Here is a 25,456-nt window from a genome sequence, read left to right as displayed (position 1 = left end):
GGCCTGCTCCCTCCGTAGGGGCATGCATCCACTGATTGTGGATCAAGCAAGCATACGCCTTGAATTCACGCGATAGGGGTTGAAGGATCAATTATCTACGCTTTGGGCGAATGGTCGGTCCTGCCGCACGGAGGGGTCCGCAGCGAAGAAGTGCTCGAATTGAGGCAATAACAATCACGAACGCTGGTTCTAGTCTTTGCCTTTGTCCTTGTTCTCGACCTTGTCGTCGCCCTTGTCCTCGTCCTTGTTTTCCTCCTGTTTTGGCGACTCCTGTTTTGGCGAAGTCGGCAGCTCTGTTGGGGGAACAGTGACGGGAACGGAGGGTAGCGCGGCCTGGGCGTCGCTTCGGACGACGTTGATGGCGTCGATGATCCTCGTCTTGCGCTCGGGGCTGATCCGGCCCTCCGCAGCGTTGCGTTCGACGTCGGCGGCGAGGCGGTCAAGGGTAGCGAGGACGTCACTGTACTTGCCGTCAGCCATGTCGCTGCGTACGCGGGCTACCTGCTCTTGCAGGGCGGCCCCAGTGCCGGTGTCCAGCGCTGGCTGCGGCGCGCATGCAGGGGACGCGACGACGGCGGCGAGGGCGAGAGTGAGGGCGGCGGTACGGCGGAGGGCAGTCCCCTGCCAATTGAGGATCATGGCCGCACACTTTCTTCGAGCTCCCGCAGGTGCTCTTCGACGGGCCCTGACATAACGGGAGACGGCGTGGGCGAGGTGCCAGTAGCGTCAGGGCGCAAGAGTCCAATGAACAGCACCGCTGCGAGCCCGAGGGACGCGGCCACTACTGCGGCGGCCAATAAGACTGTCCGTCTTGGCTTTCGTGTCCGCTTGTCCCGGTGGACGCTGGGCGCTTTGCCGACGCTGGGCGCTTTGTGGACGCTGCCTGCCGCGTTGTGGACAGTGCCTGCCGCGTGGACATTGCCTGCCGTCCGAGGCGCCCGGGGCGGAGGAGCCGGCAGATAGCCGAGGGTGGAGTTAGTTTGCTGTCCCGCGGCGGGCCGCGGCAGGATTGCCTCCCGGGCCGAACGCTCGGCCATATGTCCCGCTAGAAGGCCGGCCGCTGGCAGGGGACGTGTCGGGGCAATGATCCGGCCAGCAAGTTCACTGGCAATCTCCGCCGCATCCGGTCGTAGCGCCGGATCGCGATCTGTCATTCTGCGTAGAACGTCACCCCAGAAGGGTCCGAGGCTTTCAGGTATGCGGGGATCGCGGGCCAGGCGGGCAGATGCTGCCTCCAAGGGAGTGCCGGGGTACTCCAGCCTGCCGGTAAGGCTTTCCAGCAGCACCAGGCCAAGCGCGTAGATGTCGGTGGGCGGACCTGTCTCCTCCCCCATCGCCTGTTCCGGGCTGAGATAGGCTGCCGTGCCGATGGTTGTGTTGGCCATTGTCAGGCGGGCGGCGTCGGAGGGGCGCGCGATGCCAAAGTCTGCCAGTTTCGCCGTCGCCATGCCCTCCGCCCAGCCTTCGGGGCAACAGTATGTTGGCCGGTTTGACGTCCCGGTGAACGATGCCGCGGGCGTGGATGTATTCAAGCGCAGCGGCAGTCTCCGCGCCCAGGCGCTTTGCTTGGTTGGGGCGGAGGGGACCCGCCCGTAGATGCCTGTGCAGGTCCGTGCCGCGGACATACTCCATGACCAGGAACTCCAGTGCTCCTGTGCCGCCACCGGAGGCGTCCAATCCGGCGTCGTGGAGAACAACGAGGCCCCGATGGTTCAGGCCGGCCAGAAGGTGCATCTCGGTCTGGCGCCGCTGGAGATCGGCCGGATCGGGGACATCCGTGCGGAATGCCTTCACAGCCACATCCCGCCCCAAAAGCTCGTCACGGGCACGGTAAACAGTCGCCATGCCGCCGCTGCCCAGGGTCTCGAGCAGTCTGTACCTCTCCGCAAGGACTGTTTCGCCCTGCCCGCCTACGTCCATTGGTGCACCTTTCCCTGCAACTGCCCCTCTTCACACACAGCAGCTAAGCCGTCTGTGCCGCCCGGGCTGTTCCACTCAGGATCCCCTCCACCCAGGCGTGGGCCGAGGCAAAGGCTGCGTCCGAGGTGTGGGGGGCAACGACGGGCACCTGCTCATCTGCCCTGCCGTACGAACCAAGGAAGCGCGTGGCCGGGCTGATCCGGTGGAGGCCGGCCAGGGCATCGGCAACGCGGGCATCGGCAACATGGCCATCGGCGTCGATGCTGAAAAAGTAGTGCCCCAGGTACTGGCCGGTGGGCCGGGATTCAATCCGGCTCAGGTTCACCCCGCGCGTCGCGAACTGATCCAGGATCTCCATCAAGGCGCCTGGCCGGTCCTCCGGCAGCGGGACAACAACCGTGGTCTTGTCGGCACCGGTGCGCTCGGGGAGGACATCGGGCCTGCTGACCAGGACAAAGCGGGTCACTGCACCCGGATTGTCCCCGATGTTCTCGGCAAGGACGTGGAGTCCGGGCTGCTCCTGGGCAACCAAGGGTGCACAAATGGCGGCGTCGTAGTGGGCGCCGTCTTCCAAAAGTCCCACCGCCGCCGCTGCAGTGGATGAGCCCGGGATGTATTCCGCTTGGGGAATGTTATCTTCAACCCAGAGCCTGCACTGCGCCCACGCGTGTCCATGCGTGGAAACGCGTCGGATATCGGAAATCTTCACTCCTGGCCGGGCAACCAGTACGAAGCTAATGGGCACGAGTGCTTCCCGGATAATCCGCAGCTCCGAGCCGGTAGCAATGGCATCCAGGGTGGCCGTGACCCCGCCTTCGACCGAATTCTCGATCGGCACCATCGCAGCGTCCGCTTCCCCCTGCCGCACCTTTTCGAGGGCTGAGTTGACGTTGGTGGCGGGAATACGGATGGCGTCTGCCGCACCCGGAACCTGCATCAGGGCGGCTTCAGTGAAGGTGCCCTCCGGACCGAGGAAGGTATAGGTGGTGGCGGACGACGACATGGAATATTCCTTTTGGATGATGTTGGGGGGCTAAAGGACAACCGGCTTGAGGCCGTTGTCCGAGACGATGGGACGGCCCGACTCGAACCACATGTCCATGCCGCCGGCCACATTAACGGCCGAGTATCCCTGGCTGACGAGCCACTGCACGGCACGAACGGAGCGCCCGCCCGTGCGGCAGATGACAAAAAGGTCATCATCAGGGTCAAGTTGCTCCAGGCTGGCCGGCAACTGGTTCATGGGAATGTGCAGTGCACCCTCAACGTGCCCGGCCACCCATTCGTAGTCTTCACGGACGTCCAGGATGACGGCCTGCTCGGGAACATCCGCAACGGGGACGGTCTCGAAATCGCTCATGGGATATCCCTCCAAAGATCCAAGTCGTTATCCAGCCTAGTCCCGGCTCGCCATTGATGAGGAAATCCAATAGGGCGCTACGAATCTGTTCCCGCTTCCGGGCGGTAAGGCAGCCGGACTAATGTTGGCGCTAATCACATACGAATCACTGTGCACGAGGAGGGTTCGTTGACAGCCGGTCAGCCCACCATCCTGGCGACTTCAGGCGGCTACAAAGCGGGTCAGCGCAGCAGGCTGGAATTTGACCTGCTAATGCACCATGCAGTTGAGCTCTCCGGCGTGGCCGGACGGGCACCCCGGATCACGCACATTGGAACGGCCTCCGGAGACCAGCGCTGGTTCAACGCGGAGATGGATCAGGCGGCGCGTCTGGCCGGCTTCGATTTCAGCCACTTGAACCTCTTCACGATGCCCAGCCATGAAGACCCCGAAGCCCACCTCATGAACCAGGACGTCGTGTGGGTCAACGGCGGATCGGTAGTCAATCTGCTAGCGGTATGGCGGGCCCACGGACTGGACGCCATCCTGAAACGAGTGTGGGAGCACGGCGTGGTCCTGGCCGGGATCTCGGCTGGTTCAATCTGCTGGTTCCGAGGCGGCGCCACAGATTCCTTCGGGCCGGAGCTTCGCCCCGTAACCAACGGCCTTGGCTTCCTGCCCTTTGCGAACGGCGTACATTATGACTCTGAGGTGCGGCGGCGGCCCCTCATCCAGAGCCTCGTCGCAGACGGCACACTGCCCCAGGCCCACTGCACCGACGACGGCGTCGGGCTGGTTTACCGGGGAACCACACTGGTGGAGGCGGTCTCTGAAGTGAGGGACAAGACCGCTTACATAGTGACCCGCTCCCCCAGCCATGCCGCTGATGCTGCCGCGGGCGTAGTGGAAGAACGGCTGGAGCCGCGCTTCCTTGGCTGAATTCCACCACCTCACCGCCCTTGAGTTGCGCAACGTCCTGGCTACAGGCGAGGCGTCCTCGACCGACGTGGTCACGCATTTCCTGGACAGGATCGAGACCCGCAACCGGGACCTTGGCGCCTTCGTCACGGTGACCGCCGACCAGGCCCTTGCCGAGGCCCGGAAAGCGGATGCGATCTTCGCAAAGCGCTCCGGTGCCGGGGTGTCCAGGAAGAGCGCGGCGGGGCTGCCTCCACTGCATGGGGTGCCTGTGGCGTTCAAGGATCTGACCGACGTCGCCGGCGTCCCCACGACGCACGGAAGCGCAGCCCTGGACCATAAACCGGCCCCTGAGGATGGAGCCCTCGCGACGCTGTTAAGGTCCGCTGGAGCCATCTCCCTGGGAAAGACTCAAGTACCCGAATTCGGCCTGACGGCCTACAGCGAAAACCGCATCGCATCGCCGTCGCGCAATCCGTACGCCTTGAGCCGAAGTTCGGGCGGCTCCTCCGGTGGAAGCGCGGCGGCCGTAGCGGCGGGCATGGTGCCATTCGCACCGGGAAGCGACGGCGGCGGGTCGATCCGAATTCCGGCGTCGGCATGCGGGCTGATCGGCCTTAAGCCTGGGCGGGGGTTGGTCCCAACCGGGGAAAGCGCCAGTGATCCGGCAAGGCTGATTGTGGCCGGACCGCTGGCACATACTGCCGCCGACGCCGCCCTCATGCTTGATGTGCTAGCGGGAAACTCCGACGCCGGATACCTGGCTGCGGTGGGGGCAGAACCGCCGCGGCTTCGCATCGGGCTGTCCCTGGACAGCCCGTGGTCTTCCGAATTCCCGTTCAAGCCGGAGCAGGAAGCCCTCGATGCGCTGAATCAGGGCATCAAAGTCCTGACGGACGCGGGGCATGATGTGCTGGACGCCGAGGTCCGCTATGACAATCGCTATGCCTCAGCCTTCACTACAGCCTGGACCGCCGGGCTCGCCGCTGCCCGGATAGCGCCGAGGCGCGAAGCCCTGCTGACACCACTCACCCGCACATTCCGACGCCGGGCCCAGCAGCGCAGCACAGCCAAGGTCAGCGAGGCAGTGGGTTTCCTGCGGCAATTCGCCCGCGACACGATCACCCAGTACGGACAGTTCGACCTCATTCTGACGCCCACGCTAGCGCAGCCTCCGCGGCCCATCGGCTGGTTCACCGGCGCCCATGACACGACTAATGGATGGCCTGCCCCGGACTGGGGTGGCGACGTAGACGACGACTACCGGAAGCAGTGCGAGTTCGCACCGTGGTCTTCCATGGTGAATGTCTGCGGGCTTCCGGCCATCAGTGTCCCCATATATTGGACCGGTGGTTCTGAGGGCGAGGGGCTCCCAATGGGGATCCAGCTGATCGGCGGCATGGGTTCAGAGGAACTGCTGCTGCAGGTGGCGGCGCAGCTCTACGGGTAGAGGCCCCCGCTGTATTGTGCCGCGAAGACTATGACGAAGATCCAGAACAGGCCATAGCCCAGGAGGCACACGTAGCCCAGGGCAAGTCCCGTGATAGACATCGCCTTGCCCGACGGTTCCCTGCGAAGCGCGAGGTGGCCCAGGACGATTGCCGCCAGCTGCGGCAGGATGAACCATCCCAGGAATACTGAAGCAAGGCCGCAAACAAGGCTGGCGATGCTCATTCCCTTGGGCTCAACAGGCATGCCGTAATAGCCCGGCTGCCCATAGCCTGGCGGTCCATACGGACTGACAGGGGGCTGCCCGTAGGGAGACTGGGCCTGCCCGTAGGGCGGCTGGCCCGGCTGGCCATACTGGCCTTGTCCATAAGGGCTCACGGGCGGCTGGCCCGGCTGGTTTTGTCCATAAGGGCTCACCGGTGGCTGGCCGTACTGGGCGGGCTGGTCCTGGCCGTACTGGGCGGGCTGGTCCTGGCCATGCTGGGCGCCGTACCGCGAGGGTGGCAGAGGTGGCGGGAAGTCACTCCCCTGCCCTCGGCCTGTGGAATCGGCCGTTTCTCCAGTGGGGGGAATGTACGACGGCGGCTGGTAGCCTTCCGGCATGCCCAGGGTGTCGCGGGTTCCACTGCTGTCCTGAGTCCCACTGCTGTCCTGAGTCCCACCGCTATCCTGAGTCCCACTGCCGTCCTTGGGAGCATCGGCGTCGTCCTTGCCTGGCTGCGCGTTCATGGATTATCCCCTCTTCCGTGCCTGCTGCCACACTACCGCCGCCGAATATGCCTGGCATCCCTGGAACTCGTCAGGCCGTGCGCCCTGCTACGTCACGCAGGCCCTTGAGGTCCTGGATGACTATTCGGCCGCGCCCCTGCCGTACCAGGCGTTGGGAAGCGAGGTCTGCCATCGCCTTGCTCGTCGCCTCGCGAGTGGCGCCCAGCAGCCCTGCGAGCTGTTCGTGCGTGAGCCGAACAGAGGGGGCAAGCCCGAATCGGGAGGCGGGTGCAGCCTCTGCGAGGTCCAGCAGCATGGAGGCGGCGCGGGCAGGCAGGGGAAGCAGGGCCAGGTCCGCCAGGCGAGCCTGCAGTTTCGCCACCTGCTCGCCGAGCAGCCGGGAGATGCGAACTGCGATGCGCGGATCCGAAAGCAGGTAGCGTTCAACCTCGGCCGCACTCATCTGGCAGATCATTGAGTCTTCTATAGCCTCCGCATAGTTGTCGTACATCCGCTGGCCCACGAGCAACATCTCGCCAAAGACGGCACCCGGTTCCAGGATTGCCATGGTGAGGGCTTTGCCGTCCTCGGCCACCCGGAAGATGCGCACCCTGCCCTGCTTCAAGACGAAAAGGGCGGTCATGGGCTGGCTCTGGCTATAGACAAGTTCGCCGCGTGCGACGCGGTGTGCGGGCAGCATGCGATCCATTTCGGCCATCTCCGCGGCGGAGAGGTCGGCGAAGAGGTCCACCTCGCTCAGGCAGCTGAAATGCTCGGCGGACAAAGGCATCGGGTATGCAGCCTCCTGGTCGAACGGCGTCCAGGGTGGCGGTCTCTCGAGGGAGGCTGCCAGCCGGACGCCGCAGGCTTCGTTCATGCGCGGCTCCGGAGCAGCCGCGCAGCGGTCAGAGCCAGAATAACCCCATAGGCAAGGTGCCCGACGAGCGACATGAGGGCCATGCCGTCCATGACGAACAGCGGCATTCCCAGCATCGCAGGCATGATGACGAGCGGTCCAAGGATCCACCAGAGGGCTCCATAGGCCAAGCCCACCAGGAGTGATCGGCCATATCCGGACAGCAGCCGTGCAAACGGCAATGTGAGCCCCAAACCGATCAGGACCGAAATGACGAGGTGGACGCCGAAGCCCACCAACGGCGAGGACGAGCCGACCAGGGACGCGACCATCGGAAGCATTCCCGTCGCCGCCATGATCGCCCCGAAGACAAGGCCTCCAGCCAGGCCACCCACAAGGCCTGCGACCAGGCGCCGTCCCCACGTTCCAGGAAGTGCACGGCTCGGATATGCCGTGGCATGTGACTGTGACATCGACTTTCTCCTTTCACAGATGTCTCTGTAACTGCCACGCTAGGGAGCAGAGATAAGCCAGTTCAGCAATCTGGATCACATTGGCAGGCGACGGCGTTCCGGCTGAGGTTAACGAGAGGTGAAAATCCGGTGGAAAAGCCGACATTCTGCGTCACAGGGGCCGATTTGCGGACATGTTCCGCCAGCTTTTTGCGACGTCTGGCATGCTGGAGCCATGGCTAGCCGTGCGGGCACTGTTGCCCTTCCCCAGGACCTTGTAGACCTCACCGCCCTTCTGGACGCCTATTACGACGTCACTCCGGATCTCGATGATCCGGGGCAGCGCGTGGCCTTTGGAACCTCTGGACACAGAGGCTCCAGCCTTAAGGCATCCTTCAACGAAGCGCACATCGTTGCCATCACCCAGGCCATTGTGGAATACCGCGCAGGCCAGGGCATCACCGGCCCCCTCTACCTGGCCAAGGACACCCACGCCCTGAGCGAGCCCGCGCAAAACTCCGCCCTGGAGGTCCTGGCCGCGAACGGCGTCTACGTCCTGATTGACGCCAGGCACGGCTACACGCCCACCCCGGCCCTCAGCCACGCCATCCTGGCCCACAACAGGAACGCTCCGGCCGGGGCGCCGCAAGCCGACGGCATAGTTGTCACCCCCAGCCACAACCCGCCGCAAGACGGCGGCTTCAAATACAACCCGCCGCATGGCGGTCCGGCAGACACCGACGCCACCGGGTGGATCGCCAGCCGCGCCAACGAACTCCTCCAAAACGGCCTGCGCGGCGTCAAGCGAATCCCCCTGAATGACGCGCTCAACGCCGAAACCACCGGCAAATTCGACTTCCTGAGCAGCTACGTGGACGACCTCCCCTCCGTCCTGGACCTTGAGGCCATCCGCAACGCTGGTGTCCGCATCGGAGCTGATCCCATGGGCGGCGCCTCGGTGGACTACTGGGGCGAGATCGGCGATCGCCACCAACTGAACCTGACGGTGGTGAACCCCACGGTGGACCCCCAGTGGGCGTTCATGACCCTCGACTGGGACGAGAAGATCCGCATGGACTGCTCGTCGCCGTCCGCCATGGCCTCGCTGATCAAGAGAATGTCCGACGGCGGATCAGCCGCGGCCTTCGACGTCGCCACCGGCAACGACGCCGACGCGGACCGCCACGGTATCGTCACTCCTGACGGCGGACTCATGAACCCGAACCACTACCTCGCCGTCGCGATCGACTACCTCTACCGCAACCGCAGCGGCTGGAACCCGGAATCGGTAGTGGGCAAAACCCTCGTGTCGTCATCGATCATTGACCGCGTGGCCGCAGGCCTGGGCCGCAAACTCGTTGAGGTACCGGTGGGCTTCAAGTGGTTCGTGCCCGGTCTTCTCTCCGGCGAAGGAGCCTTCGGTGGGGAAGAGTCCGCGGGAGCTGCTTTCAACAAGCGCGACGGCGGCGTCTGGACCACAGACAAGGACGGCATCCTGCTGGCCCTCCTGGCCTCGGAGATCACGGCGGTCACGGGCAAGTCTCCCAGCCAGCTGTACAAGGGCCTGACCGACCAGTTCGGCGCCCCCGTGTATGCCCGAATCGACGCCGCTGCAACGCGCGAGCAGAAAGCCGCCCTCGGCAAGCTGTCGCCGTCGGATGTCACGGCAACAGAACTCGCCGGCGAGACCATCATGGCGAAGCTGACGGAGGCACCCGGCAACGGCGCCCCGATCGGCGGCCTCAAGGTGGTCACCGAAAATGCATGGTTTGCGGCCCGGCCGTCCGGAACCGAGGACGTCTACAAGATCTACGCGGAGTCCTTCAAGGGAGCCGATCACCTTGCCACGGTCCAGGCGGAAGCCAAGGCCCTTGTGGATGCCGTGATCTCCTAGCTCGCGTCAGGATCTGCCCTGACAGGCTGGGTGTGGCCGACGGCGGAATTTATCCACATTGCACAAATCAACTAGTGCCCCGGCGCGGATGAAAAGATAATCTGTAAGTGCGGTGCCTCCGATGTGTCCCCCATCATGTCGGAGGCACTCGCTTTTTAACTTGTTTGGCGCCTCGGCCTCTAGACGGTCCGGACGACGTCCTCGTAGGCGAACTTGGGCTTGGCCTCGCCCCAGGCGTCGGGACCCGGCTGGCCGATGTTCACCACGAGGAAGCTCTTCTGCCCGCCTTCAGGGAAGAAGGCTGCATCGATGGCGGAGAAGTCGGCGCCAGTCATGGGTCCGGCCGCGAAGCCGAGTGAGCGCACGGCCAGGATGAAATAGCCGGCCTGGAGGTGGGCGTTGTTGTTGCCCGTTTCGGCCGCGAATTGGGGGTTGCCGTCATACATGCCCTTGGGGGCCGTGTAGACCGGGAGGAACTTGTCCCACTGTTCCTGCCAGGCAGTGTCGTAGCTGAGGATTGCGACCAGCGGAGCGGATGCAGTCTTGGCCTTGTTGCCGGCAGAGAGGGTGTCCACCAGCCGTGCGCGGGCTTCGTCCGTCCGGACATACGTCACGCGCAACGGCTGCGAGTTGAAGGCGGTGGGACCGAACTTAGTCAGTTCATAGATCGCGCGGGCCTGCTCCTCGGTGACTTCACCGGAGAAGGAGTTGGCGGTGCGGGCTTCGGCAAAGATGGCGTCTACTGCTGCGGCGTCAATCACTGCTTCTTCGTGGGCGATAGTCATTTCGCGTACCTCTCGTGGGACTTCCGGCTTCGATGAGTCCAACTCCCCCCGGCCTCGGCCTCTTCCCACCGCAAGGGTGACGTTGCGCACATAAACCCGAGGTTCAGCCCGAACAGGAAAGGCCAATCCGACCCCCGCCAGCGGTAATGTTGCTCCCGAATACCAACCACCACTCCCTGGGAGGGCTCCCCCATGAGCATGCTCGGCACCAAATGGACTGTTCACGGCGATGGAAAGACGATCCGTCCGGGCCACGTCGTGGCACCCGGGGAACGCCTGGCGTGGCCACTGACCATCGGCGTGGGCATGCAGCACGTCGTTGCCATGTTCGGGGCCACGTTCCTGGTTCCTATCCTGACCGGCATGCCCCCTGCCACCACCCTCTTCTTTTCCGGTATCGGCACGCTGCTGTTCCTTGTCATCACCCGGGGCAGGGTTCCCAGCTACCTTGGATCGAGCTTTGCCTTCATCGCGCCGGTCATGGCGTCGCAGCAGCAGTTCGGCGTCCCTGGCGCCTTGGGCGGCGTGGTGCTTGCCGGCGTCGTCCTCGCCCTGATCGGGGCGATAGTCCAGCGTTTTGGCGCGGAATGGATCAACCGCCTCATGCCGCCGATCGTCACCGGAGCTATTGTGGCCCTGATCGGCCTGAACCTTGCCCCGGCCGCCAAGAACAACTTCAATGCGGCTCCGGTGACCGCCCTCGTCACGCTGGTCACCATCATCGTGGTCAGCGTGCTCTTCCGAGGGATCCTTGGCCGCCTCAGCATCCTGGTGGGCGTGGTGGTCGGCTACCTCGTCGCTATGATCCGAGGCGAAGTGAACTACGACAAGATGGACGCCGCTGCCTGGATCGGGCTCCCGCAATTCCAGTTGCCCGAGTTCCACCTGGGCGTCCTGGGCCTCTTCGTACCGGTGGTACTGGTGCTGGTGGCGGAGAACATCGGACACGTGAAGTCAGTCGCCGCAATGACGGGACAAAACCTCGACGGCGTCTCCGGACGCGCGCTCCTGGCCGACGGCGCCGCCACCGTCCTGGCCGGAATGGGTGGCGGTTCCGGCACCACCACGTACGCCGAGAACATCGGCGTTATGGCGGCCACGAAGGTCTATTCCACGGCCGCCTACTGGGTTGCCGGTGGTTTCGCGATCCTGCTCAGCTTCTCGCCCAAGTTCGGTGAACTCATCGCCACGGTCCCACCGGGAGTGCTTGGCGGTGCCGCAACGATGCTGTACGGCATGATCGGCATCCTGGGCGTCAAAATCTGGGTCCAGAACAAAGTCAATTTCTCCAGCCCCATCAATCTCACTACCGCCGCCGTCTCCCTGATTATCGGAATCGCGGATTACACCTGGACAGTGGGCGAATTGCAGTTCACTGGGATCGCCCTCGGTTCCGCGGCGGCGCTGGTGATCTACCACGGCATGAAGGCCGTAGCCAAGGCCCGTGACACCGCGGCAGAGCCCGAAGCGGAGACCACAGGACTGCCCCCGGCAGCAAAGGCCGCGATGAACGCAGCAGCGAAGCGCCAGGCGAAGAAACGCCGCTGACCTATCCGGCGTCGAACCTTTCGCCAGCCTCCTGGTCGTCGCGAGGTGACCTCTCGTCCGGTAAACCCGTGCCGTCGCCCTCAGGCAAGCCCGCGGCGTCCTCCTCCGGCTCGGACGAATACGGCCGTCCGGGTTCCGTACCTTCGGTATTCCCCTCATCCATTTCGGCCTCGGAGGAAGGGAGAGTGGCCTCCCGCGGCACCGGCTGCTCACCCGACTCGCCCAGGGAGCCGGGATCAGTGGGCAGGTTCTGGAAGCCCGGCGCATCGCTTTCCGACTCGGCCTTGGATTGGTCATCTATGCCTCCGAAGCGGCCAGCTCCGGGCTCGCCCGCGCTGTCCCGTTCCTCCGTGCCCAAATGGCTCAAGTCAGGAGCTCCGCTCGGATAGGTCTCGCCGTCCGGCGCGCCCTGGTTGAGTCCGGCCTCGTCGAATGCCTCTTCTTCGCGCGGCTGGGCGAACTGTTTTCCTTCGCCGGCTTCCTGCTCGGCGGTGGGGGTTCCGTAGCCACCCACTTCTTCATTAGGGTCTTTACGATCCTGATCCACTGTTCCTCCTTATGTAGAACCCGGATTGGCGCTGGGTAGACGATGAATTGCCAAAGTTCGCGGGATACCCAATGAGCTGCCTAGAGTCCCTTGCCTCCCGTCACGGGCAGCACCGCGCCGGAAATGTACGAGCCTTCGTCGGAGGCAAGCAGTACATAGGCCGGAGCGAGTTCCGCCGGTTGCCCCGCCCGACCCAACGGAGTGTCCTGGCCAAACTTGGTCAGCTTGTCCGGCCATTCAGTGGCGGGGATGAGGGGCGTCCAGATCGGACCCGGGGCCACCGCATTGACGCGGATGCCTTTGGGACCGAGCTCCAGGGCCAGGGCCTTGGTGAAGGCCACCTGTGCTGCCTTGGTCATGGCGTAGTCGATCAGGTTGGGTGAGGGGTTGAACGCCTGGATCGAGGATGTGGTGATGATCGAGGCTCCGGGCCGGAGATGGGGCAGGGCGGCCTGGGCTGTCCACATCAGGGCGTAGATGTTCGTCTTGAACACCCGGTCGAACTCTTCGGTCGGCGTGGATTCCAGGCTGTCGCGGTTCTTTTGGTATGCCGCGTTGAGGACCAGGACGTCAAGCCTGCCGAATTCCCCGACGGTCTTCTCCACAATTTCCGTGCTGAACTGCTCTTCGCGCCCGTCGCCCGCCAGCAGCAGGGAACGCCTGCCCGCCTGTTGGATGAGATCGGACGTTGCCTTCGCATCGGCTTCCTCTTCGGGAAGATAGGAGATGGCGACGTCGGCCCCCTCCCTGGCAAAGGCGATTGCGACAGCCCGTCCGATTCCCGAATCGCCCCCGGTGATCAGCGCCGCCTTGCCTTCGAGGCGTCCGTGGCCCTCGTAGCTCAGCTCACCGTGATCCGGCTTAGGTTCCATTTCCGTGGTGAGGCCGGGCTGCTCCTGCTCCTGGGCGGGGAAGGGCTCGGAATGATAGGCGCCGCGCGGATCCTGCGGCGGCGAACCTTGGGCGTTTCCTGAAGTCTGGCCGCCCTGGGTCGGGCTCCCCTGGGCTGGGCTCCCCTGGGCTGGGCTCCCCTGGGTCTGGCCGCCTTGATCTTGCTGCTGTGGGTCGCTCATAGTCCACCTACTCGTCGAGGGATTTCTGAGTTCAGGGACGGATATTCCTGCCGTCCACGTATTCGACCGTAGTCCGGCTTTTGGCGCGAGTCCACCGTTTGGAGCAAAATAATCAGTACACTTATAAACACTGAACCAGCGCCATGCTGGGACGTACTTGAAGCACGGGTGCCGCTGCTACTACCGTGGTGGCGGCGAAAACTGGAGGTGAAGACTTGGCTGATCCCGAGTATCACGCACAGGACATCACACCTGATACCAGGAACGAGACCCCGGATCAGCGGCACGACCGTAACTGGATGGAGTTACTGCAGGAGTTGCGCGTCCTCCAGACAGGCGTGCAGATCCTGGCAGGCTTCTTGCTCACCCTGCCGTTCCAGCCACGGTTCGCAGAGCTGGACGACTTCCAGGTGAACCTTTACCTCTTGAACGTCATGGTGGCCGCCTTGACCACGGCCCTCATCCTCCTGCCAGTCAGTGTCCACCGACACTTGTTCCGCCAGCACGTCAAGGTAGTGCTCGTCAACGCCGCCGACGTCATTACCAAGCTGGCTTTGACGGGCGTGGGGCTGCTGACGGTGTGTACCGCCACACTGGTTTTCGACGTCGTCGCGGGACGTACCGCCGCATTGACCGCGAGTGGAATCATCGCCTTGGTGCTGTTGATCCTGCTCGCGCTTGTCCCCTATCTCCTGAGGAAACGCGCCAGGCGCGAGAATGGCGACGTCCATAACAACCGCCTGGACGACCAATAGGAGGAGTAATGCGAGATTGGATCAAAGATCACGGCCTGATGCTGGCCAACGCAGGACTGTTCATTGTCTTTCTGGGCGGAATGATCTTCTCGGGGGCAAGCCATTACAGTGAAGAGCAACAGTCCCATGGGCAGCCTCCCACTGGACTAGGGGATTTTCTCACGTCAGGCCAGTTCTACGAGGCGACGTTCGAGAACTGGGAATCGGAATTCCTGCAGATGGCCCTTTACGTCCTACTAACCGTCTTCCTCTTCCAGAGGGGGTCATCGGAATCGAAGCCCGTGGACAAGGACGCACCGCAGGACGAAGATCCCCGGGAGGCGAAGATCAAGGATTCGACGCCATGGCCGGTGAAGCGCGGCGGCCTCGTGCTGAAGCTCTACGAGCACTCGCTGTCGCTGGCCCTCGTGTTCCTGTTCCTTGCATCCTTCGTGGGCCACGCCATCGGCGGCACCAGCGCCTATAACGAGGAGCAGCTGAGCCACGGCCAGCCAGAAACCCTTAGCGTGTGGCAGTACATGGGAAGCAGCCAGTTCTGGTTCGAGTCCTTCCAAAACTGGCAAAGCGAGTTCCTTGCCGTGGCGGTGCTGGTGGGACTGTCCGTCTACCTGCGGGAGCGCGGTTCGCCTGAGTCCAAGCCTGTAGCCGAGCCGCACTACGAAACCGGCGCGTAGCCGCTTACAGCCCGTGTAGCCGCTTACAGCCACTGAAAAGCTTAGGCGCCTTCGAGAACCTGGCTTGTGGCCAGCGCAAGGTATTTGCCCGCATTGGCCACGGCATCAGCCACATCCGGTTCGCCGTCCGTGCGTCGGGCAACGTCCAGCAACTGGGCGGCAGCCACCACGCCATGGCCTGCAAGATCCTCCGGCGTCACCAGAATCCGCCCCGCCACCACGATCACCGGGATGCCCCGATCCCTCGCCGCCTCGGCGAGGGCAATTGGAGCCTTACCCGTGAGGGACTGCGAATCCATGGACCCCTCGCCAGTGATCACCAGGTCGGCGCCGTCCAACTGCTCTTCCAGCCCGGTCAGTCCCGCAACCAGCGCAAAGCCGCCTTCCAGCGAGGCGTCCGTAAGGGCAAGGAACGACGCCGGGAAACCTCCCGCCGCGCCTGCTCCCGGTACGTTGACGTCCCGGCCGGTGGCTTCGCGGAGCACTGATGCCCAGTTACGGAGTCCGGCGTCGAGGAGTTGGATGGCGTCGCTGTCCGCCCCCTTTTGCGGAGCGAACACGTGCGCGGCACCCTCCGGTCCGTAAAGAGGGTTGCGGACGTCGACGGCGATCCGGAAACGCACTCCGGCCAGCCTTGGATCCAGTGCCGAACGGTCCAGTGCGGCCACATCGACCAGCGCTCCTCCCCCCAGCGGAACCACGTTGCCAGCTGCATCCAGCGGCTTGAGGCCGAGGGCGCGCAAGGCTCCACTGCCGCCGTCGGACATAGCGGAACCTCCCAGCCCCAGGACGATTTCCGTCGCGCCGACATCGAGGGCGGCCGCGATCAACTGACCGCAGCCGTAGCTGTGGGCGCGTAGGGCATTTTCAGGGCTTGGCTCCATATGGGCAAGGCCTGACGCCTGGGCTGTCTCAATGACGGCGGTCGCACCGCCGAAGGCATCCTTCCGGAGCGCCCAGGCGGCACCGACCGGGCTGAGGATGGGACCCGTGACAGCGTTGATCCGCTCCTCATAGCCGGAGGCAACTGCGGCCTCAAGGGTTCCTTCGCCCCCGTCCGCAATTGGGAACTGGGTGGCCACGGCGTCCGGGTAGACGCGCAGGGCGCCCTCGGCGATGGCGGCCGCGGCCTCGGCAGCGGTGAGCGAACCCTTGAACTTGTCTGGAGCAATAAGAATGCGCATGCCATCATCCTGCCAGCTTCAACCCGGAAAGCGCTTGCCCAGCTCGGAAAATGGCGCTATCCGCAGCAAAGTTACGCTCTGGCGGAGCCTAAGCCTCGATCCTAAGCTAGCGGAACGACAAGATTCTTTTCGGGATTCCGACTCGGAGTGTCAATCCCGGCCACTCGCGTTCGTATAGGGGGTAGGACGGCACACAAGTCGCCGTCGCAGGGGAAAGCCCCGGAAAAGAGGAGGAACCGAAAATGGCCCACTACTTGCTCAGCATCTACCAGCCCGACGGCGGTGTGCCCAGCGCCGAAATCCTGGACAAGGTCATGACCGACATCGCCGAACTGAATCAGGAACTTCGCCGTGCCGGAGCCTGGGTCTTCACGGCCGGCCTGCATCAGGCAGACACCTCAACAGTGGTCCGGAACGGTGACAATGAGGCCCTTCTTACCGATGGCCCGTTCACCGAAGGCAAGGAGCACGTGGGCGGCTTGTGGATCATCCAGGCACCCGACTTGGATGCGGCTCTGGATTGGGGACGAAAGGCTGCCGCGGCAACCACCCTCCCGATCGAGGTGCGGCCGGTTGCCTATTACGAAGGAACCTAAACAGGAATGACGCAAGCGCCGACGGCGAACGAGATAGCTGGTGTCTTCCGCGAGGAGTATGCACGAGCTGTTGCCGTCCTGATCCGCGTCCTGGGCAATATTGATGCGGCCGAGGACGCGGTCCAGGACGCCTTCGCCACCGCGCTGGAGCGCTGGCCGACAGAGGGCTGGCCGGCAAGCCCCGTCGGCTGGATTATCACCACCGCCCGTAACAAGGCGATTGATCGATTACGTCGGGACGCGAAAAGGCAGGACCACCATGCCGAGGCGTTCCGGCTACAGCAAGCTCTGTCGACGTTCACAGACGACCCACCCGAGGAGGACACCGTGCAGGATGACAGGCTCAGGCTCATCTTCACCTGCTGCCATCCCGCTCTCGGAATGGCAGCCAGGGTGGCCCTTACGCTTCGCCTCCTCGGAGGGCTGTCGACGGCGGAGATCGCCCGGGCTTTCCTGGTGCCGGAAGCCACCATGGCCCAACGGCTTGTCCGGGCAAAGGCAAAAATCCGTGATGCCGGGATTCCCTATCGGGTTCCAAACGATACCGAGCTTCCCACTCGGCTGCCCGCCGTCCTGGCTGTAACCTACCTGATTTTCAATGAAGGCTATGCTGCCAGTTCTGGTAGCGGGCTCCTTCGGCAGGAGTTGTGCGCCGAAGCGATCCGGCTCGGCCGGCTGCTGGTGGGGCTCATGCCGGACGAACCCGAAGCCGCGGGCCTCCTGGCGCTGATGCTCCTGATCGAGTCCCGACGCGCGGCCCGCACCTCTACGGGCGGCAAACTTGTCCTGCTTGCTGAACAGGACCGGAGCCTCTGGGATCAAGGACTCATCAAAGAAGGACAGGAGCTGGTAAAAGCCTGCCTGCGTCGCAACCGTCCCGGCCCCTACCAGCTGCAGGCGGCCATCAATGCCGTCCACAGCGATGCCGCCACGCCCCTGGACACTGACTGGTCACAGATCCTTCAGCTCTACGATCAGCTGCTCGAACCCCAGCCATCGCCCATTGTGAAACTCAACAGGGCGGTGGCCCTCGCCGAAGTTGAGGGTGCCCAGGCGGGCCTTACCGCACTCGATGGCCTTGGCTTGGACAACTATTACCTCTTCCATGCCGTGCGCGCGGACCTGCTCCGACGACTCGACCAGCCCAAGGACGCGGCGGCCGCCTACAGCCGCGCCATAGAGCTGGCTGGCAATGCCTCAGAGCGTGATTTCCTGGAACGGCGCCGGGCAAGCCTCGTCAGCCCCAAACACCCCGCACCTGGAACACTTCCTTCAGGAGATCTGCCCGGTCGGTGACGATCCCGTCCACGCCGAGGTCCAGCAACCGGTGCATTTCCGCAGGATCGTTGACAGTCCAGACATGGACCAGGATGCCGAGCCGATGGGCCCGCCGAACGAACGCCGGCGTCACCACCGGAACCACGCCATAGCGGGCGGGGACCTGGAAGGCATCGACGTCCCGCAGGAGGAACCGCAGCAAGCCTGCTGGAAGAACAGGGCCTAACATGGTGAAGAGTACTGTGCAGGCAACCCCAGCGGAGGACGCCGTTCGACGGCTCAGGAGTCGAAGGACGGCCCGGCGCCGCCTGTCCGAGAAGCTAGTAACCAAGACGCGATCATGCACGGCCGTTGATTCAATCACCCCGGCCGTGGCCCGCACAGAATTCCAGTCCTTGACGTCAAGGTTCAGCCTGGCATCCGGCAGGTCCCTCAAGACATCCTGGAGCCGGGGAAGGGGTTCATTTCCGCCGACCCTCGCCCGTGCCAGCTGCTCCGCCGTCAGCTCGTTGATCCTGCCGGTAGAGTCGGTGACCCGGTCCAGGGTCTCGTCGTGGAACAGGAACACCACGCCGTCCGCAGAAGTGTGGACATCGGTTTCGAGATGGCTGAAGCCCAGCTCGACGGCGGCGCGGAAGGCCGCCGTCGTATTCTCCAGCCCGTCCAAAGAGAAGCCGCGGTGGGCCAGGGCCAAAGGGCCCGGACGTCCATCGGGCCGTCTGAAATACGGTAGGGGCAAGCTCACCTACGTAGCCTAGGACGGCCGGAGCTGAGGAAGGCTCTCCCGCAGGCCCGCAATTGTGGCTTCTGTGACTGCCTGGATGGCCGTGACCGGAGCGAAGCCGGCCGCGAGCAGCTTAAAGTCGCTGTCCTCGTGGGGTTCACCGACAGTGTCCTCAACTGACAGCCGGATATGCTGGTGCCCCCGTTCGGCCAAAGTGGTCTGCACAATACCGAACTCCGCCAGCCTGGCCGCCTTGTACTGCGGTAGTTCCTCTACATCGAGGTTGGGCACGTTGAGGTTTAGGACGGTTCCTGGAGGCTGTTCCATCAGGAACGGCAGCAGTCCGGCGGCCAACCTTGCCCCGCGGTCCCAGTGCAGCTGCCTCGGATTCAGGCCCGTGTCCAGCGAGACGGCCATACCCCGGCCTCCATTAATGCCGCTGGTCAGTGCAGCGCCCACGGTGCCCGAGTGCAGGATGGCCCGGCCGACGTTGGCGCCGCGGTTGATGCCGGAGAATACCACGTCCGGCGCGTCACCGAAGGCGCCGTGGGAGGAAATCATGGCGATGAACGCGGGCGCCCCGTAGACGGCGTACGCCGGAATGCCGTCAAGGCCTTCGATCTGGCGTTCCTCAACCTGGATGCGGCCGTCATTTTCGACGGCGGTAATGGACGCGCTGCTGCCGCTGGCCTCCGAGGCCGGCGCTGCAACTGTCACATCCAGCCCCTCAGCTGCGAGCCCCGCGGCCAAGGCGTGCAGCCCGGGTGAGTCGATGCCGTCGTCGTTTGTCACAAGGATTTTGGGCCTGTTCATGGCCTCCGCAGCCTCCTCGCCAGCTCATCCGGGCTTGATTGTTCTGCCGGTTCAAGGCCCCCACCTTGGTACGGGGTGATCTTCACCAGGCGGGTCAGCTGTTGGATGGTGTCGGCGTCGCCGGTACCCAAGCCGTGACGGGTGACATTCAGCGCGCCTGCCGCGGTACCGAGAACCACGGCCTCGTGGATCGGGCTGCCGGCAGCCAGGGCGGCGGCGACTCCTGCGGTGAGGGAATCACCGGCTCCACGGGCGTCCACTGTCTCCAGCGAGGGCATGTGGATCTCGCTGATATCGTCCTCATGCAGCAGCAGCGAGGGCAGATGCGCCCTGGTGACAATTACGGTCTCGGCGCCGTCGTCGGCCAATTTTTGCATTGCGGGGACCAGGTCTACTGCCTCTGGAGACACAGCCCGTCCGCTGGCGACCAGTTCATCCTCGGCAATCTTTAACACCGAGACACCTCCCTGGAGGGCTGCTTCCAGCTGCGGGCCGGCCAGGTCCGCGATGACCGTACAGCCTGCCGTTTCCAGATCCGATGCCAGGCGGCGGTAGGCGTCATCCGGAACAATCCCCTCACGGGCCGGTCCACTGAGGATGGCCGTCCCGGCGTCGATCCCGGCCTGGATGACCAGCCCATACAGTTGGTCCAGCTCATGGCGGGTCAAGCGATGGCCAGCGGACTCGGCGAGAACCTGGCGTTCGCCTCCGCGCCGGTCATGGATATAGGCGCCGTTGCTGCCCGGCCCTTCCACCGACAGCACCTGGATACCTTCATCCCGCACCAAGTGGCGTGCCACGCGTCCGACTTCACCCGAAAACATGCCGCACAGAGTCACCGATGCTCCCAGTGCATGCATCATACGGGCCTGCCAGATCCCCTGGCCTCCTGCATGGATATGGATGTCCGCTTCGCCGTCAAGGTCCTCGATCGTGACGGTCAGGACAGGTGATGGAGCGAAGATCACGACTGCGCCCATGGCTGCTCCTCCTCGCGAATATGGTGGCCTTGGCCTGCATGGCACACATTGCATACGGATCCGGCGCTCGGCAACTGCCGATTCCTCAACCTCAATCTAACGCCAGCCCCGGCGACGCGCGAGGGGTTTGCCGAAACGACCAACCGGCATCAGTGGATCCAGGCTTAGGCTTCCTGCGGTACGATCTCCACGCCGTCGCCGCAGTGCACCAGCGTGCGGCCGCGACCGCCATCGAGGTCCACCCAGACGACACTGTGATCACTGGTGACGGCATCCACCATTCCCGAGGCCGTAAGACCCGGAGCAAGGCTGACCTTGACGCGGTCACCGCGCCGCAAGTGCTTCCAATGCTCCGCCGGAACCTGCGGGATATCATTCGTGCCGTGCGTGCTCTGAATGTTGCGCCTGCGGGCCATGGTTCCCCCTGTTGTTAGAGGTCCTGTTAATCGGCTTGCTGCCTTTGCGGCCAGCCTAGGGACCAAACATTAACGACAGTTGGATATCACCTGTGAAAATGATGGACACATGGTTTTACACACCTAGCGACGCGAGCTTTGCCTCGAGGATCTGGGCCACGCCGTCGTCGTCAAAGTGCGGGGCCTGCTGGCCCGCGGCAGTGATGGCTTCAGGATGTCCGCTGGCCATGGCATAGCCGTCGCCGGCCCAGCGCAGCATCTCGATGTCGTTGGGCATGTCTCCGAAAGCCACGACGTCGTGCGCCTCGATGCCAAGGGACGCTGCGTACTCGGCCAGCGCCACCGCCTTGTTAATACCCGGCGGCGACATCTCCAGGAGCGCCGTTCGGGGTGCCGAGTGGGTTGTCTCCACAAGGTGCCCCACGGCCGGTTGCACGAGCGCCAGGAAGTCGTCAGGCGTTCCGGCACGTGTGACCGCCAGGAACTTCACGACGGCGTCGTCGTGGCGAAGCGTGCTGGCCAGCGGGGCAGGAGTGAACTCGGAGAGGAGCTCGCTGGTTCCGTTCTCGATAAAGCCCGGCTCCAAGTGGAAGCTGTCCAGTGTCTCGGCGGCGAACAGCGCATCCGGCCGGAGCCCCTTGATGATGCGCCTGGCCTCCAGGATGTCCGCCACGTCAAGGGTCCGGGCGGAAATGGCCCGCTCGGCGGCGAGGTCCCACACCACTGCTCCGTTGGAACAGATCACCGTGCCGCTGTGGCCCAGCTGTTCCTGGAGGGGGGAGAGCCAGCGAGGCGGGCGGCCGGTTACAAACACCAGTTCGACGCCGGCGATGCGGCAGGCGTTGAAGGCGCGGATGGTGCGCTCACTGATCCTGCCGTCATGTCCGAGGATCGTTCCGTCGATGTCACTTGCTACCAGCCGCATTATGTCAGTGTACGTGGCGGCGATAAGGGGCCTGACCTCGTCTGGCCTAGCGTCCGAAGAGCCCGGTAATGCTCGCCCGTGCCAGCGTATGCCTGGCGAGGTGGGACACGAGGGCGACTGGTGCCGTCCTGCCGTCAACCCCCAACTCCTCGACGTCCACCGCCAGCACCGTCACGATGTACCGGTGCTGGCCGTGTCCCTTGGGAGGGCCCGCTCCAACGAAGCCGCGGAAGCCGTCGTCGTTCTTGAGCTGGACAGCCGGGGCGGGGAGTTTCGAGCCGTCGCGGGCCCCCGCGCCTTCTTTGAGGGAGGTGATACTGGCGGGCAGGTTGACGACGGCCCAGTGCCAGAACCCGCCTGCTCCCGGCGCATCGGGATCGAATACCGTGACGGTGTAGCTCTTCGTTTCAGAGGGAGCCCCGCTCCAGCTCAGCTGCGGTGACAAGTCCTTGCCGCCGGGAACGCCGAAAATGGCGCTGCGCTGGGGCGGCCGCAGCTCACCACCGTCGCTGAACGATTCGCTGCTGAGGTTGAAAGACGGAACGCCTGGAAGCGTGGCGAACGGATCGGGTGAAGTCACGGCTGCCTTTCACTTGAATACTCGGTGGGGGGAAGGGAATCGGAGAGGCTGAAGTCCTCGCCGTTGAGTTCGGCGCGAGTAGGCGGATTCGCTCCAGGTCGGGAGACTGTGACGGCCGCTGCTTTGGCGGCGTGTTCAAGGAGTGCCTGAAGCGCCTCCGCCGGCATGGACCGCAGCGCATGCCGATACTGGCCGCCGGCAAGTCCCCGGTCCACGAGACCGGACAAAAGGGCCGCCATAAAGGAGTCTCCGGCCCCGACGGTGTCGGCAACCTGCACCCTGGGTGCCGGCGCCTGGGTCTCACCGGCTGCTGTGATGCCCCAGGGGCCGGTGGCGCCTCGGGTAACAACCACAACGGCAGGGCCGCCGTCACCGCCCAAGTGGAACCAGCGGCGTGCGGATTCCAGGGGATCAGTTTCCGGGTAGAGCCACTCAAGGTCCTCGTCTGAGGCCTTGACGACGTCGGCCAGCGCCACGAATCGCTCGGCTTGCGCTCGGGCGTAGCCGCGGTCCGAAATGATGCTCGGCTTGCAGTTGGGATCGAAACTGATGGTGGTGGCGGGATGGGCATATTCGACGGCGGCAAGGACTGCGGCCGCGCCCGGCTGGAGCATTGTGGCGATGGAGCCGGTGTGCAGCAACGTGGCGCCCTGCAGCATCAGGGGCAGCCTTTCGGCGAGTCCGGGGAGTTCCCAGTCGAGGTCGAAGGCGTAAGTGGCGGCGCCGTCGTCGTCCACCAGGGCGGTGGCGATGCTGGTGGGCTTGTCGTCGGGCGGAAGTGGAACCATGACCGAACTTGATCGGAGGTACGCAGCCAGCGAATCACCATAGGCGTCCCGGCCATAGCGGCCGATGAACTGAACGGGATGGCCCAGCCGGGCGAGGCCGACCGCCACGTTCAGTGGGCTGCCCCCAACGTGGGCCTCGCTGCCCGAACGGCGCTGGACAACATCCACGAGGCCCTCGCCAATCACTGTGAGCATGCGTCAACTTTGCCATGGAGGCGCAGTCCGCGTCCCGGAATTTCCCTGAAGAAACCTCCTTGAAGAGCAAAAATTCGCTGCTGCACGTTTTTCAAATCCCAGACACGTTATTGCAGACTCTGGTTACCGCCGAGTAACATCTTCGGTCGGGGGAACGTGACGCGGATCACTCCGATACGCGCAAAGCTTCTACATGACGGGACTTGCCCTATGACAGCGCAAAAACGTTCGATACTGCCAGCCATCGTGATGATGGTTCTCTCCCTGGTCGCCGGCTTCCTGGCCGGAGGATCCCTGCTCGGCGGATCCTTGCTCCTTGGAGCAGGGGCGGCCTCCGCCAGTACAGTTGATGTCACTCCTGGGGTTTCTCCTCCGGGGGCCAACGACTGGGCCTGCAAACCCGGCAAGGACCACCCCTACCCGGTGGTGCTGGTCCCGGGAACCTTCGAAAGCATGGTGAAGAACTGGAGCACCCTCTCACCTGTGCTCAAGTCTCAGGGTTATTGCGTCTTCGCCCTGGACTACGGGCAGGCCAATGGCATTGATGCTTCGGGCCCCGTGGCCGATTCCGCCCGGGAACTGGCGCCCTTCATCGACGCCGTCCTGGCAGCTACCGGAGTACGCCAGGTCGATATCGTAGGACACAGCCAGGGCGGGATGATGCCGCGGTATTACATGGGGTTCCTGGGGGGCGCCAAGAAGGTCCACCACCTGGTGGGCATTTCGCCGTCGAACCACGGCACGGAAGGACTCATCCTGCCGCCGCCGGAGTACGCGCCCTCCGAAATGCAGCTTTTCGGCCCCTTCTGCCAGGCCTGCCTGGACCAGGAGGCTGGATCGGCCTTCCTGACTGAGCTGAACTCCATCGGGGACACCGTCCGGGGTCCTTCCTACACCGTAATTTCGACGAGGCTCGATGAAGTTGTGACCCCCTACCAGAGCCAGTTCCTGGCCGGCGGCGCTCAACAAGTCACGAATATCACGCTCCAGGATGCATGCCCGCTGGATGTCTTTGAGCACGACCAGACGCCCAACGACCCCGTGGTCCACCAATGGGTGTCGAATGCCTTGAGCCAGGCCGACGGTCCCGCGGACCCCGGCTTCCGGCCGCGCTGCCTCTAGGAGAACTAGCGCTCCCGGGACTGGTCTGGTGCAGCGGACGCCGCGACGGGCCCCTGCGTCGTGAGAAGCCGCTGCACCAGTTCCCGGCACCTCTTATATCCGACTGCCCTGGGATCGATCAAGGCAAAGTGGTCACCCGGGACCCTCAGGAGTTGCGCATTTCCCCCGGACGCGTGGGAAGCGACCACATAGGCCTCAGAAAGGCTCATCGGAACGTCCTCGTCCTCGGTGGCGTGAACAGCGTAGACCGGCGCATCGAGGGGAAGGAGGTTCATGGGGTCGGCGTATCTGTGCCGCTTGGGGAACCTGGCCGAATCCCCGCCCAGGAGGTTGTAGACGGCGCCGTTGCTCAAATTGAGCTTTTCGGCCGCCCTGAGGTCAAGGACGCCGGACTGGCTGACCACTGCCGAGATCGCCAGGGCGTCCTCTCCAGTGTTCCTGGCCACCTGCCTGTCCGCATCCGCGGCGCCGATCTGGGAAAGCCGTTCCCGCCCTGCCGCCCATACGGCCAGATGGGCGCCCGCGGAGTGGCCCAGTGCCACCACGTTTGAGACATTCAGGCCGTTTGCCTCGGCGATGTTGGACAAGTGGTCGATTCCGGCGAGCACGTCCTCAAAGGTGTGGGGCCAGCCGCCGCCATTGCCGGCCCTGCGATACTCCAGGTTCCAGGCTGCCATGCCGTGGGCCGCCAGATCCTTGGCGATCGGCTCACCGAGTTCGGCGCCGTACTGGGACCGCCAGTATCCGCCGTGGATCACCACCACCACGCCGTTTGCCACCAACGACGCCGGCCGGTTGGCCGTTGACGCCCCGGAGTCAGGAACAAACAGCTCGCCCCACTGGCTCGGATGCTCCCCGTAGAAGTACTTTTGCCGCTGCATTGCGTCCTCCTTTGTCCCCGAGCCTACCGTGCAGTGCATCGGGGATCGGGTAGCCG

At 64.2% G+C, this 25,456-nt stretch carries 28 protein-coding genes and 1 pseudogene; 9 read left to right on the top strand and 20 right to left on the bottom strand.

From position 1 onward, the window contains the following. Window positions 1-189: 189 nt before the first annotated feature. The 5 genes and pseudogenes from J7E82_RS15780 to J7E82_RS15765 all read right to left on the bottom strand — a co-directional run bounded on the left by J7E82_RS15780 (window position 190) and on the right by J7E82_RS15765 (window position 3,280). Window positions 190-639, bottom strand: a complete 450-nt coding sequence (locus J7E82_RS15780; protein WP_214864275.1) for a hypothetical protein — start codon at window positions 637-639, stop codon at window positions 190-192. Continuing rightward, window positions 636-1,448: a protein kinase gene (locus J7E82_RS20810; RefSeq protein ID WP_251041973.1), complete on the bottom strand. Its 813-nt coding sequence runs from the start codon at window positions 1,446-1,448 to the stop codon at window positions 636-638. Before J7E82_RS20810 ends, J7E82_RS15780 begins: the two co-directional genes overlap by 4 nt. Window positions 1,449-1,524: 76 nt before the next feature. Continuing rightward, window positions 1,525-1,845 (bottom strand): annotated as a pseudogene (locus tag J7E82_RS20805) (serine/threonine protein kinase); the annotation flags it as partial. A gap of 118 nt (window positions 1,846-1,963) precedes the next feature. After that, on the bottom strand, window positions 1,964-2,923 hold the full coding sequence (gene pheA, locus J7E82_RS15770; RefSeq protein ID WP_214864273.1) for a prephenate dehydratase: 960 nt from the start codon (window positions 2,921-2,923) through the stop codon (window positions 1,964-1,966). Between the two features lie 30 nt (window positions 2,924-2,953). Continuing rightward, window positions 2,954-3,280: a rhodanese-like domain-containing protein gene (locus J7E82_RS15765; RefSeq protein WP_214864272.1), complete on the bottom strand. Its 327-nt coding sequence runs from the start codon at window positions 3,278-3,280 to the stop codon at window positions 2,954-2,956. Window positions 3,281-3,448: 168 nt separating this feature from the next. On the opposite strand from J7E82_RS15765, the gene J7E82_RS15760 reads away from it, so the two are divergent. After that, window positions 3,449-4,198 (top strand): peptidase E, encoded by a 750-nt coding sequence (locus J7E82_RS15760; protein WP_214864270.1) that lies wholly within the window; start codon window positions 3,449-3,451, stop codon window positions 4,196-4,198. Then, the gene (locus tag J7E82_RS15755; RefSeq protein ID WP_214864269.1) at window positions 4,191-5,627 is read left to right on the top strand and encodes an amidase; all 1,437 of its coding nucleotides are present in this window, start codon (window positions 4,191-4,193) and stop codon (window positions 5,625-5,627) included. The genes J7E82_RS15760 and J7E82_RS15755 overlap by 8 nt, the downstream gene beginning before the upstream one ends. Here the strand turns inward: J7E82_RS15755 and J7E82_RS15750 are convergent. From J7E82_RS15750 to J7E82_RS15740, 3 genes are all read right to left on the bottom strand, one after another. Continuing rightward, the gene (locus J7E82_RS15750) at window positions 5,618-6,355 is read right to left on the bottom strand and encodes a DUF4190 domain-containing protein (RefSeq protein WP_251041972.1); all 738 of its coding nucleotides are present in this window, start codon (window positions 6,353-6,355) and stop codon (window positions 5,618-5,620) included. The genes J7E82_RS15755 and J7E82_RS15750 overlap by 10 nt on opposite strands. A gap of 70 nt (window positions 6,356-6,425) precedes the next feature. Then, the gene (locus tag J7E82_RS15745; RefSeq protein ID WP_214864267.1) at window positions 6,426-7,211 is read right to left on the bottom strand and encodes a Crp/Fnr family transcriptional regulator; all 786 of its coding nucleotides are present in this window, start codon (window positions 7,209-7,211) and stop codon (window positions 6,426-6,428) included. Continuing rightward, on the bottom strand, window positions 7,208-7,663 hold the full coding sequence (locus J7E82_RS15740) for a hypothetical protein (protein WP_251041971.1): 456 nt from the start codon (window positions 7,661-7,663) through the stop codon (window positions 7,208-7,210). Before J7E82_RS15740 ends, J7E82_RS15745 begins: the two co-directional genes overlap by 4 nt. 214 nt (window positions 7,664-7,877) lie before the next feature. Here J7E82_RS15740 and pgm point away from each other — a divergent pair, with 214 nt between their 5' ends. Then, window positions 7,878-9,536, top strand: a complete 1,659-nt coding sequence (gene pgm, locus J7E82_RS15735; protein ID WP_214864265.1) for a phosphoglucomutase (alpha-D-glucose-1,6-bisphosphate-dependent) — start codon at window positions 7,878-7,880, stop codon at window positions 9,534-9,536. A 179-nt stretch (window positions 9,537-9,715) separates the two neighbouring features. Here pgm and J7E82_RS15730 read toward each other — a convergent pair whose 3' ends face one another. Continuing rightward, window positions 9,716-10,321: a malonic semialdehyde reductase gene (locus J7E82_RS15730; protein WP_214864264.1), complete on the bottom strand. Its 606-nt coding sequence runs from the start codon at window positions 10,319-10,321 to the stop codon at window positions 9,716-9,718. 192 nt (window positions 10,322-10,513) lie between these two features. Here J7E82_RS15730 and J7E82_RS15725 point away from each other — a divergent pair, with 192 nt between their 5' ends. Next, window positions 10,514-11,869 (top strand): uracil-xanthine permease family protein, encoded by a 1,356-nt coding sequence (locus tag J7E82_RS15725; protein WP_214864262.1) that lies wholly within the window; start codon window positions 10,514-10,516, stop codon window positions 11,867-11,869. 1 nt (window position 11,870) lies between these two features. Here the strand turns inward: J7E82_RS15725 and J7E82_RS15720 are convergent, their stop codons facing one another. Both J7E82_RS15720 and J7E82_RS15715 read right to left on the bottom strand, forming a co-directional pair. Next, window positions 11,871-12,416 (bottom strand): hypothetical protein, encoded by a 546-nt coding sequence (locus tag J7E82_RS15720; protein ID WP_214864260.1) that lies wholly within the window; start codon window positions 12,414-12,416, stop codon window positions 11,871-11,873. An 80-nt stretch (window positions 12,417-12,496) separates the two neighbouring features. Beyond that, window positions 12,497-13,489 carry an SDR family oxidoreductase gene (locus J7E82_RS15715; RefSeq protein ID WP_214864258.1) on the bottom strand — a complete coding sequence of 331 codons (993 nt, stop codon included), beginning with the start codon at window positions 13,487-13,489 and terminating at the stop codon, window positions 12,497-12,499. 215 nt (window positions 13,490-13,704) lie between these two features. Here J7E82_RS15715 and J7E82_RS15710 point away from each other — a divergent pair, with 215 nt between their 5' ends. Together J7E82_RS15710 and J7E82_RS15705 are read left to right on the top strand one after the other, a co-directional pair. Next, on the top strand, window positions 13,705-14,244 hold the full coding sequence (locus J7E82_RS15710; RefSeq protein ID WP_251041970.1) for a DUF6328 family protein: 540 nt from the start codon (window positions 13,705-13,707) through the stop codon (window positions 14,242-14,244). Window positions 14,245-14,252: 8 nt separating this feature from the next. Next, on the top strand, window positions 14,253-14,918 hold the full coding sequence (locus J7E82_RS15705; RefSeq protein ID WP_214864256.1) for a DUF6766 family protein: 666 nt from the start codon (window positions 14,253-14,255) through the stop codon (window positions 14,916-14,918). A gap of 41 nt (window positions 14,919-14,959) precedes the next feature. Here the strand turns inward: J7E82_RS15705 and J7E82_RS15700 are convergent, their stop codons facing one another. Continuing rightward, on the bottom strand, window positions 14,960-16,102 hold the full coding sequence (locus tag J7E82_RS15700) for a glycerate kinase (protein WP_214864254.1): 1,143 nt from the start codon (window positions 16,100-16,102) through the stop codon (window positions 14,960-14,962). 242 nt (window positions 16,103-16,344) lie between these two features. Here J7E82_RS15700 and J7E82_RS15695 point away from each other — a divergent pair, with 242 nt between their 5' ends. Together J7E82_RS15695 and J7E82_RS15690 are read left to right on the top strand one after the other, a co-directional pair. After that, window positions 16,345-16,698 (top strand): YciI family protein, encoded by a 354-nt coding sequence (locus J7E82_RS15695; RefSeq protein WP_214864252.1) that lies wholly within the window; start codon window positions 16,345-16,347, stop codon window positions 16,696-16,698. Window positions 16,699-16,704: 6 nt separating this feature from the next. Beyond that, on the top strand, window positions 16,705-17,994 hold the full coding sequence (locus J7E82_RS15690; RefSeq protein ID WP_214864250.1) for an RNA polymerase sigma factor: 1,290 nt from the start codon (window positions 16,705-16,707) through the stop codon (window positions 17,992-17,994). Here the strand turns inward: J7E82_RS15690 and J7E82_RS15685 are convergent. The 7 genes from J7E82_RS15685 to J7E82_RS15655 form a co-directional block, all read right to left on the bottom strand. Continuing rightward, on the bottom strand, window positions 17,936-18,715 hold the full coding sequence (locus J7E82_RS15685) for a glycerophosphodiester phosphodiesterase (protein ID WP_214864326.1): 780 nt from the start codon (window positions 18,713-18,715) through the stop codon (window positions 17,936-17,938). The genes J7E82_RS15690 and J7E82_RS15685 overlap by 59 nt on opposite strands. A 15-nt stretch (window positions 18,716-18,730) precedes the next feature. Continuing rightward, window positions 18,731-19,513: a 5'/3'-nucleotidase SurE gene (surE, locus tag J7E82_RS15680; protein ID WP_214864249.1), complete on the bottom strand. Its 783-nt coding sequence runs from the start codon at window positions 19,511-19,513 to the stop codon at window positions 18,731-18,733. Continuing rightward, on the bottom strand, window positions 19,510-20,493 hold the full coding sequence (locus J7E82_RS15675) for a PfkB family carbohydrate kinase (protein ID WP_214864247.1): 984 nt from the start codon (window positions 20,491-20,493) through the stop codon (window positions 19,510-19,512). The genes surE and J7E82_RS15675 overlap by 4 nt, the downstream gene beginning before the upstream one ends. A gap of 164 nt (window positions 20,494-20,657) precedes the next feature. After that, on the bottom strand, window positions 20,658-20,909 hold the full coding sequence (locus J7E82_RS15670) for a hypothetical protein (RefSeq protein ID WP_214864245.1): 252 nt from the start codon (window positions 20,907-20,909) through the stop codon (window positions 20,658-20,660). A 115-nt stretch (window positions 20,910-21,024) separates the two neighbouring features. After that, entirely contained in the window at window positions 21,025-21,834 is an 810-nt protein-coding gene (locus J7E82_RS15665) for an HAD family hydrolase (protein WP_214864243.1), read from the bottom strand. Between the two features lie 46 nt (window positions 21,835-21,880). Beyond that, a complete protein-coding gene (locus tag J7E82_RS15660) occupies window positions 21,881-22,414 on the bottom strand; it encodes a YbhB/YbcL family Raf kinase inhibitor-like protein (RefSeq protein WP_214864241.1) in 534 nt (177 codons plus the stop codon). Further along, on the bottom strand, window positions 22,411-23,397 hold the full coding sequence (locus J7E82_RS15655; protein ID WP_214864239.1) for a carbohydrate kinase: 987 nt from the start codon (window positions 23,395-23,397) through the stop codon (window positions 22,411-22,413). The genes J7E82_RS15660 and J7E82_RS15655 overlap by 4 nt, the downstream gene beginning before the upstream one ends. A 252-nt stretch (window positions 23,398-23,649) precedes the next feature. Between J7E82_RS15655 and J7E82_RS15650 the strand changes: the two genes are divergently transcribed. Continuing rightward, the gene (locus J7E82_RS15650; RefSeq protein ID WP_214864325.1) at window positions 23,650-24,519 is read left to right on the top strand and encodes an alpha/beta fold hydrolase; all 870 of its coding nucleotides are present in this window, start codon (window positions 23,650-23,652) and stop codon (window positions 24,517-24,519) included. A gap of 5 nt (window positions 24,520-24,524) precedes the next feature. Here the strand turns inward: J7E82_RS15650 and J7E82_RS15645 are convergent, their stop codons facing one another. Then, entirely contained in the window at window positions 24,525-25,400 is an 876-nt protein-coding gene (locus tag J7E82_RS15645; RefSeq protein WP_214864237.1) for an alpha/beta hydrolase, read from the bottom strand. Window positions 25,401-25,456 lie beyond the last annotated feature (56 nt).

The sequence above is a fragment of the Arthrobacter sp. ISL-30 genome, from assembly GCF_018613855.1.
In the GTDB taxonomy this organism is placed as follows: domain Bacteria; phylum Actinomycetota; class Actinomycetes; order Actinomycetales; family Micrococcaceae; genus Arthrobacter.
This window is presented reverse-complemented; position numbering and strand designations above follow the sequence as displayed.

What these genes read in the sequence shown, in the direction of transcription:
- J7E82_RS15780 (WP_214864275.1), bottom strand. Translation starts at nt 639, where the DNA reads ATGATCCTCAATTGGCAGGGGACTGCCCTCCGCCGTACCGCCGCCCTC.
- J7E82_RS20810 (WP_251041973.1), bottom strand. Translation starts at nt 1,448, where the DNA reads ATGGCGACGGCGAAACTGGCAGACTTTGGCATCGCGCGCCCCTCCGAC.
- pheA (WP_214864273.1), bottom strand. Translation starts at nt 2,923, where the DNA reads ATGTCGTCGTCCGCCACCACCTATACCTTCCTCGGTCCGGAGGGCACC.
- J7E82_RS15765 (WP_214864272.1), bottom strand. Translation starts at nt 3,280, where the DNA reads ATGAGCGATTTCGAGACCGTCCCCGTTGCGGATGTTCCCGAGCAGGCC.
- J7E82_RS15750 (WP_251041972.1), bottom strand. Translation starts at nt 6,355, where the DNA reads ATGAACGCGCAGCCAGGCAAGGACGACGCCGATGCTCCCAAGGACGGC.
- J7E82_RS15745 (WP_214864267.1), bottom strand. Translation starts at nt 7,211, where the DNA reads ATGAACGAAGCCTGCGGCGTCCGGCTGGCAGCCTCCCTCGAGAGACCG.
- J7E82_RS15740 (WP_251041971.1), bottom strand. Translation starts at nt 7,663, where the DNA reads ATGTCACAGTCACATGCCACGGCATATCCGAGCCGTGCACTTCCTGGA.
- pgm (WP_214864265.1), top strand. Translation starts at nt 7,878, where the DNA reads ATGGCTAGCCGTGCGGGCACTGTTGCCCTTCCCCAGGACCTTGTAGAC.
- J7E82_RS15730 (WP_214864264.1), bottom strand. Translation starts at nt 10,321, where the DNA reads ATGACTATCGCCCACGAAGAAGCAGTGATTGACGCCGCAGCAGTAGAC.
- J7E82_RS15725 (WP_214864262.1), top strand. Translation starts at nt 10,514, where the DNA reads ATGAGCATGCTCGGCACCAAATGGACTGTTCACGGCGATGGAAAGACG.
- J7E82_RS15715 (WP_214864258.1), bottom strand. Translation starts at nt 13,489, where the DNA reads ATGAGCGACCCACAGCAGCAAGATCAAGGCGGCCAGACCCAGGGGAGC.
- J7E82_RS15705 (WP_214864256.1), top strand. Translation starts at nt 14,253, where the DNA reads ATGCGAGATTGGATCAAAGATCACGGCCTGATGCTGGCCAACGCAGGA.
- J7E82_RS15700 (WP_214864254.1), bottom strand. Translation starts at nt 16,102, where the DNA reads ATGCGCATTCTTATTGCTCCAGACAAGTTCAAGGGTTCGCTCACCGCT.
- J7E82_RS15695 (WP_214864252.1), top strand. Translation starts at nt 16,345, where the DNA reads ATGGCCCACTACTTGCTCAGCATCTACCAGCCCGACGGCGGTGTGCCC.
- J7E82_RS15690 (WP_214864250.1), top strand. Translation starts at nt 16,705, where the DNA reads ATGACGCAAGCGCCGACGGCGAACGAGATAGCTGGTGTCTTCCGCGAG.
- surE (WP_214864249.1), bottom strand. Translation starts at nt 19,513, where the DNA reads ATGAACAGGCCCAAAATCCTTGTGACAAACGACGACGGCATCGACTCA.
- J7E82_RS15675 (WP_214864247.1), bottom strand. Translation starts at nt 20,493, where the DNA reads ATGGGCGCAGTCGTGATCTTCGCTCCATCACCTGTCCTGACCGTCACG.
- J7E82_RS15670 (WP_214864245.1), bottom strand. Translation starts at nt 20,909, where the DNA reads ATGGCCCGCAGGCGCAACATTCAGAGCACGCACGGCACGAATGATATC.
- J7E82_RS15665 (WP_214864243.1), bottom strand. Translation starts at nt 21,834, where the DNA reads ATGCGGCTGGTAGCAAGTGACATCGACGGAACGATCCTCGGACATGAC.
- J7E82_RS15655 (WP_214864239.1), bottom strand. Translation starts at nt 23,397, where the DNA reads ATGCTCACAGTGATTGGCGAGGGCCTCGTGGATGTTGTCCAGCGCCGT.
- J7E82_RS15650 (WP_214864325.1), top strand. Translation starts at nt 23,650, where the DNA reads ATGGTTCTCTCCCTGGTCGCCGGCTTCCTGGCCGGAGGATCCCTGCTC.
- J7E82_RS15645 (WP_214864237.1), bottom strand. Translation starts at nt 25,400, where the DNA reads ATGCAGCGGCAAAAGTACTTCTACGGGGAGCATCCGAGCCAGTGGGGC.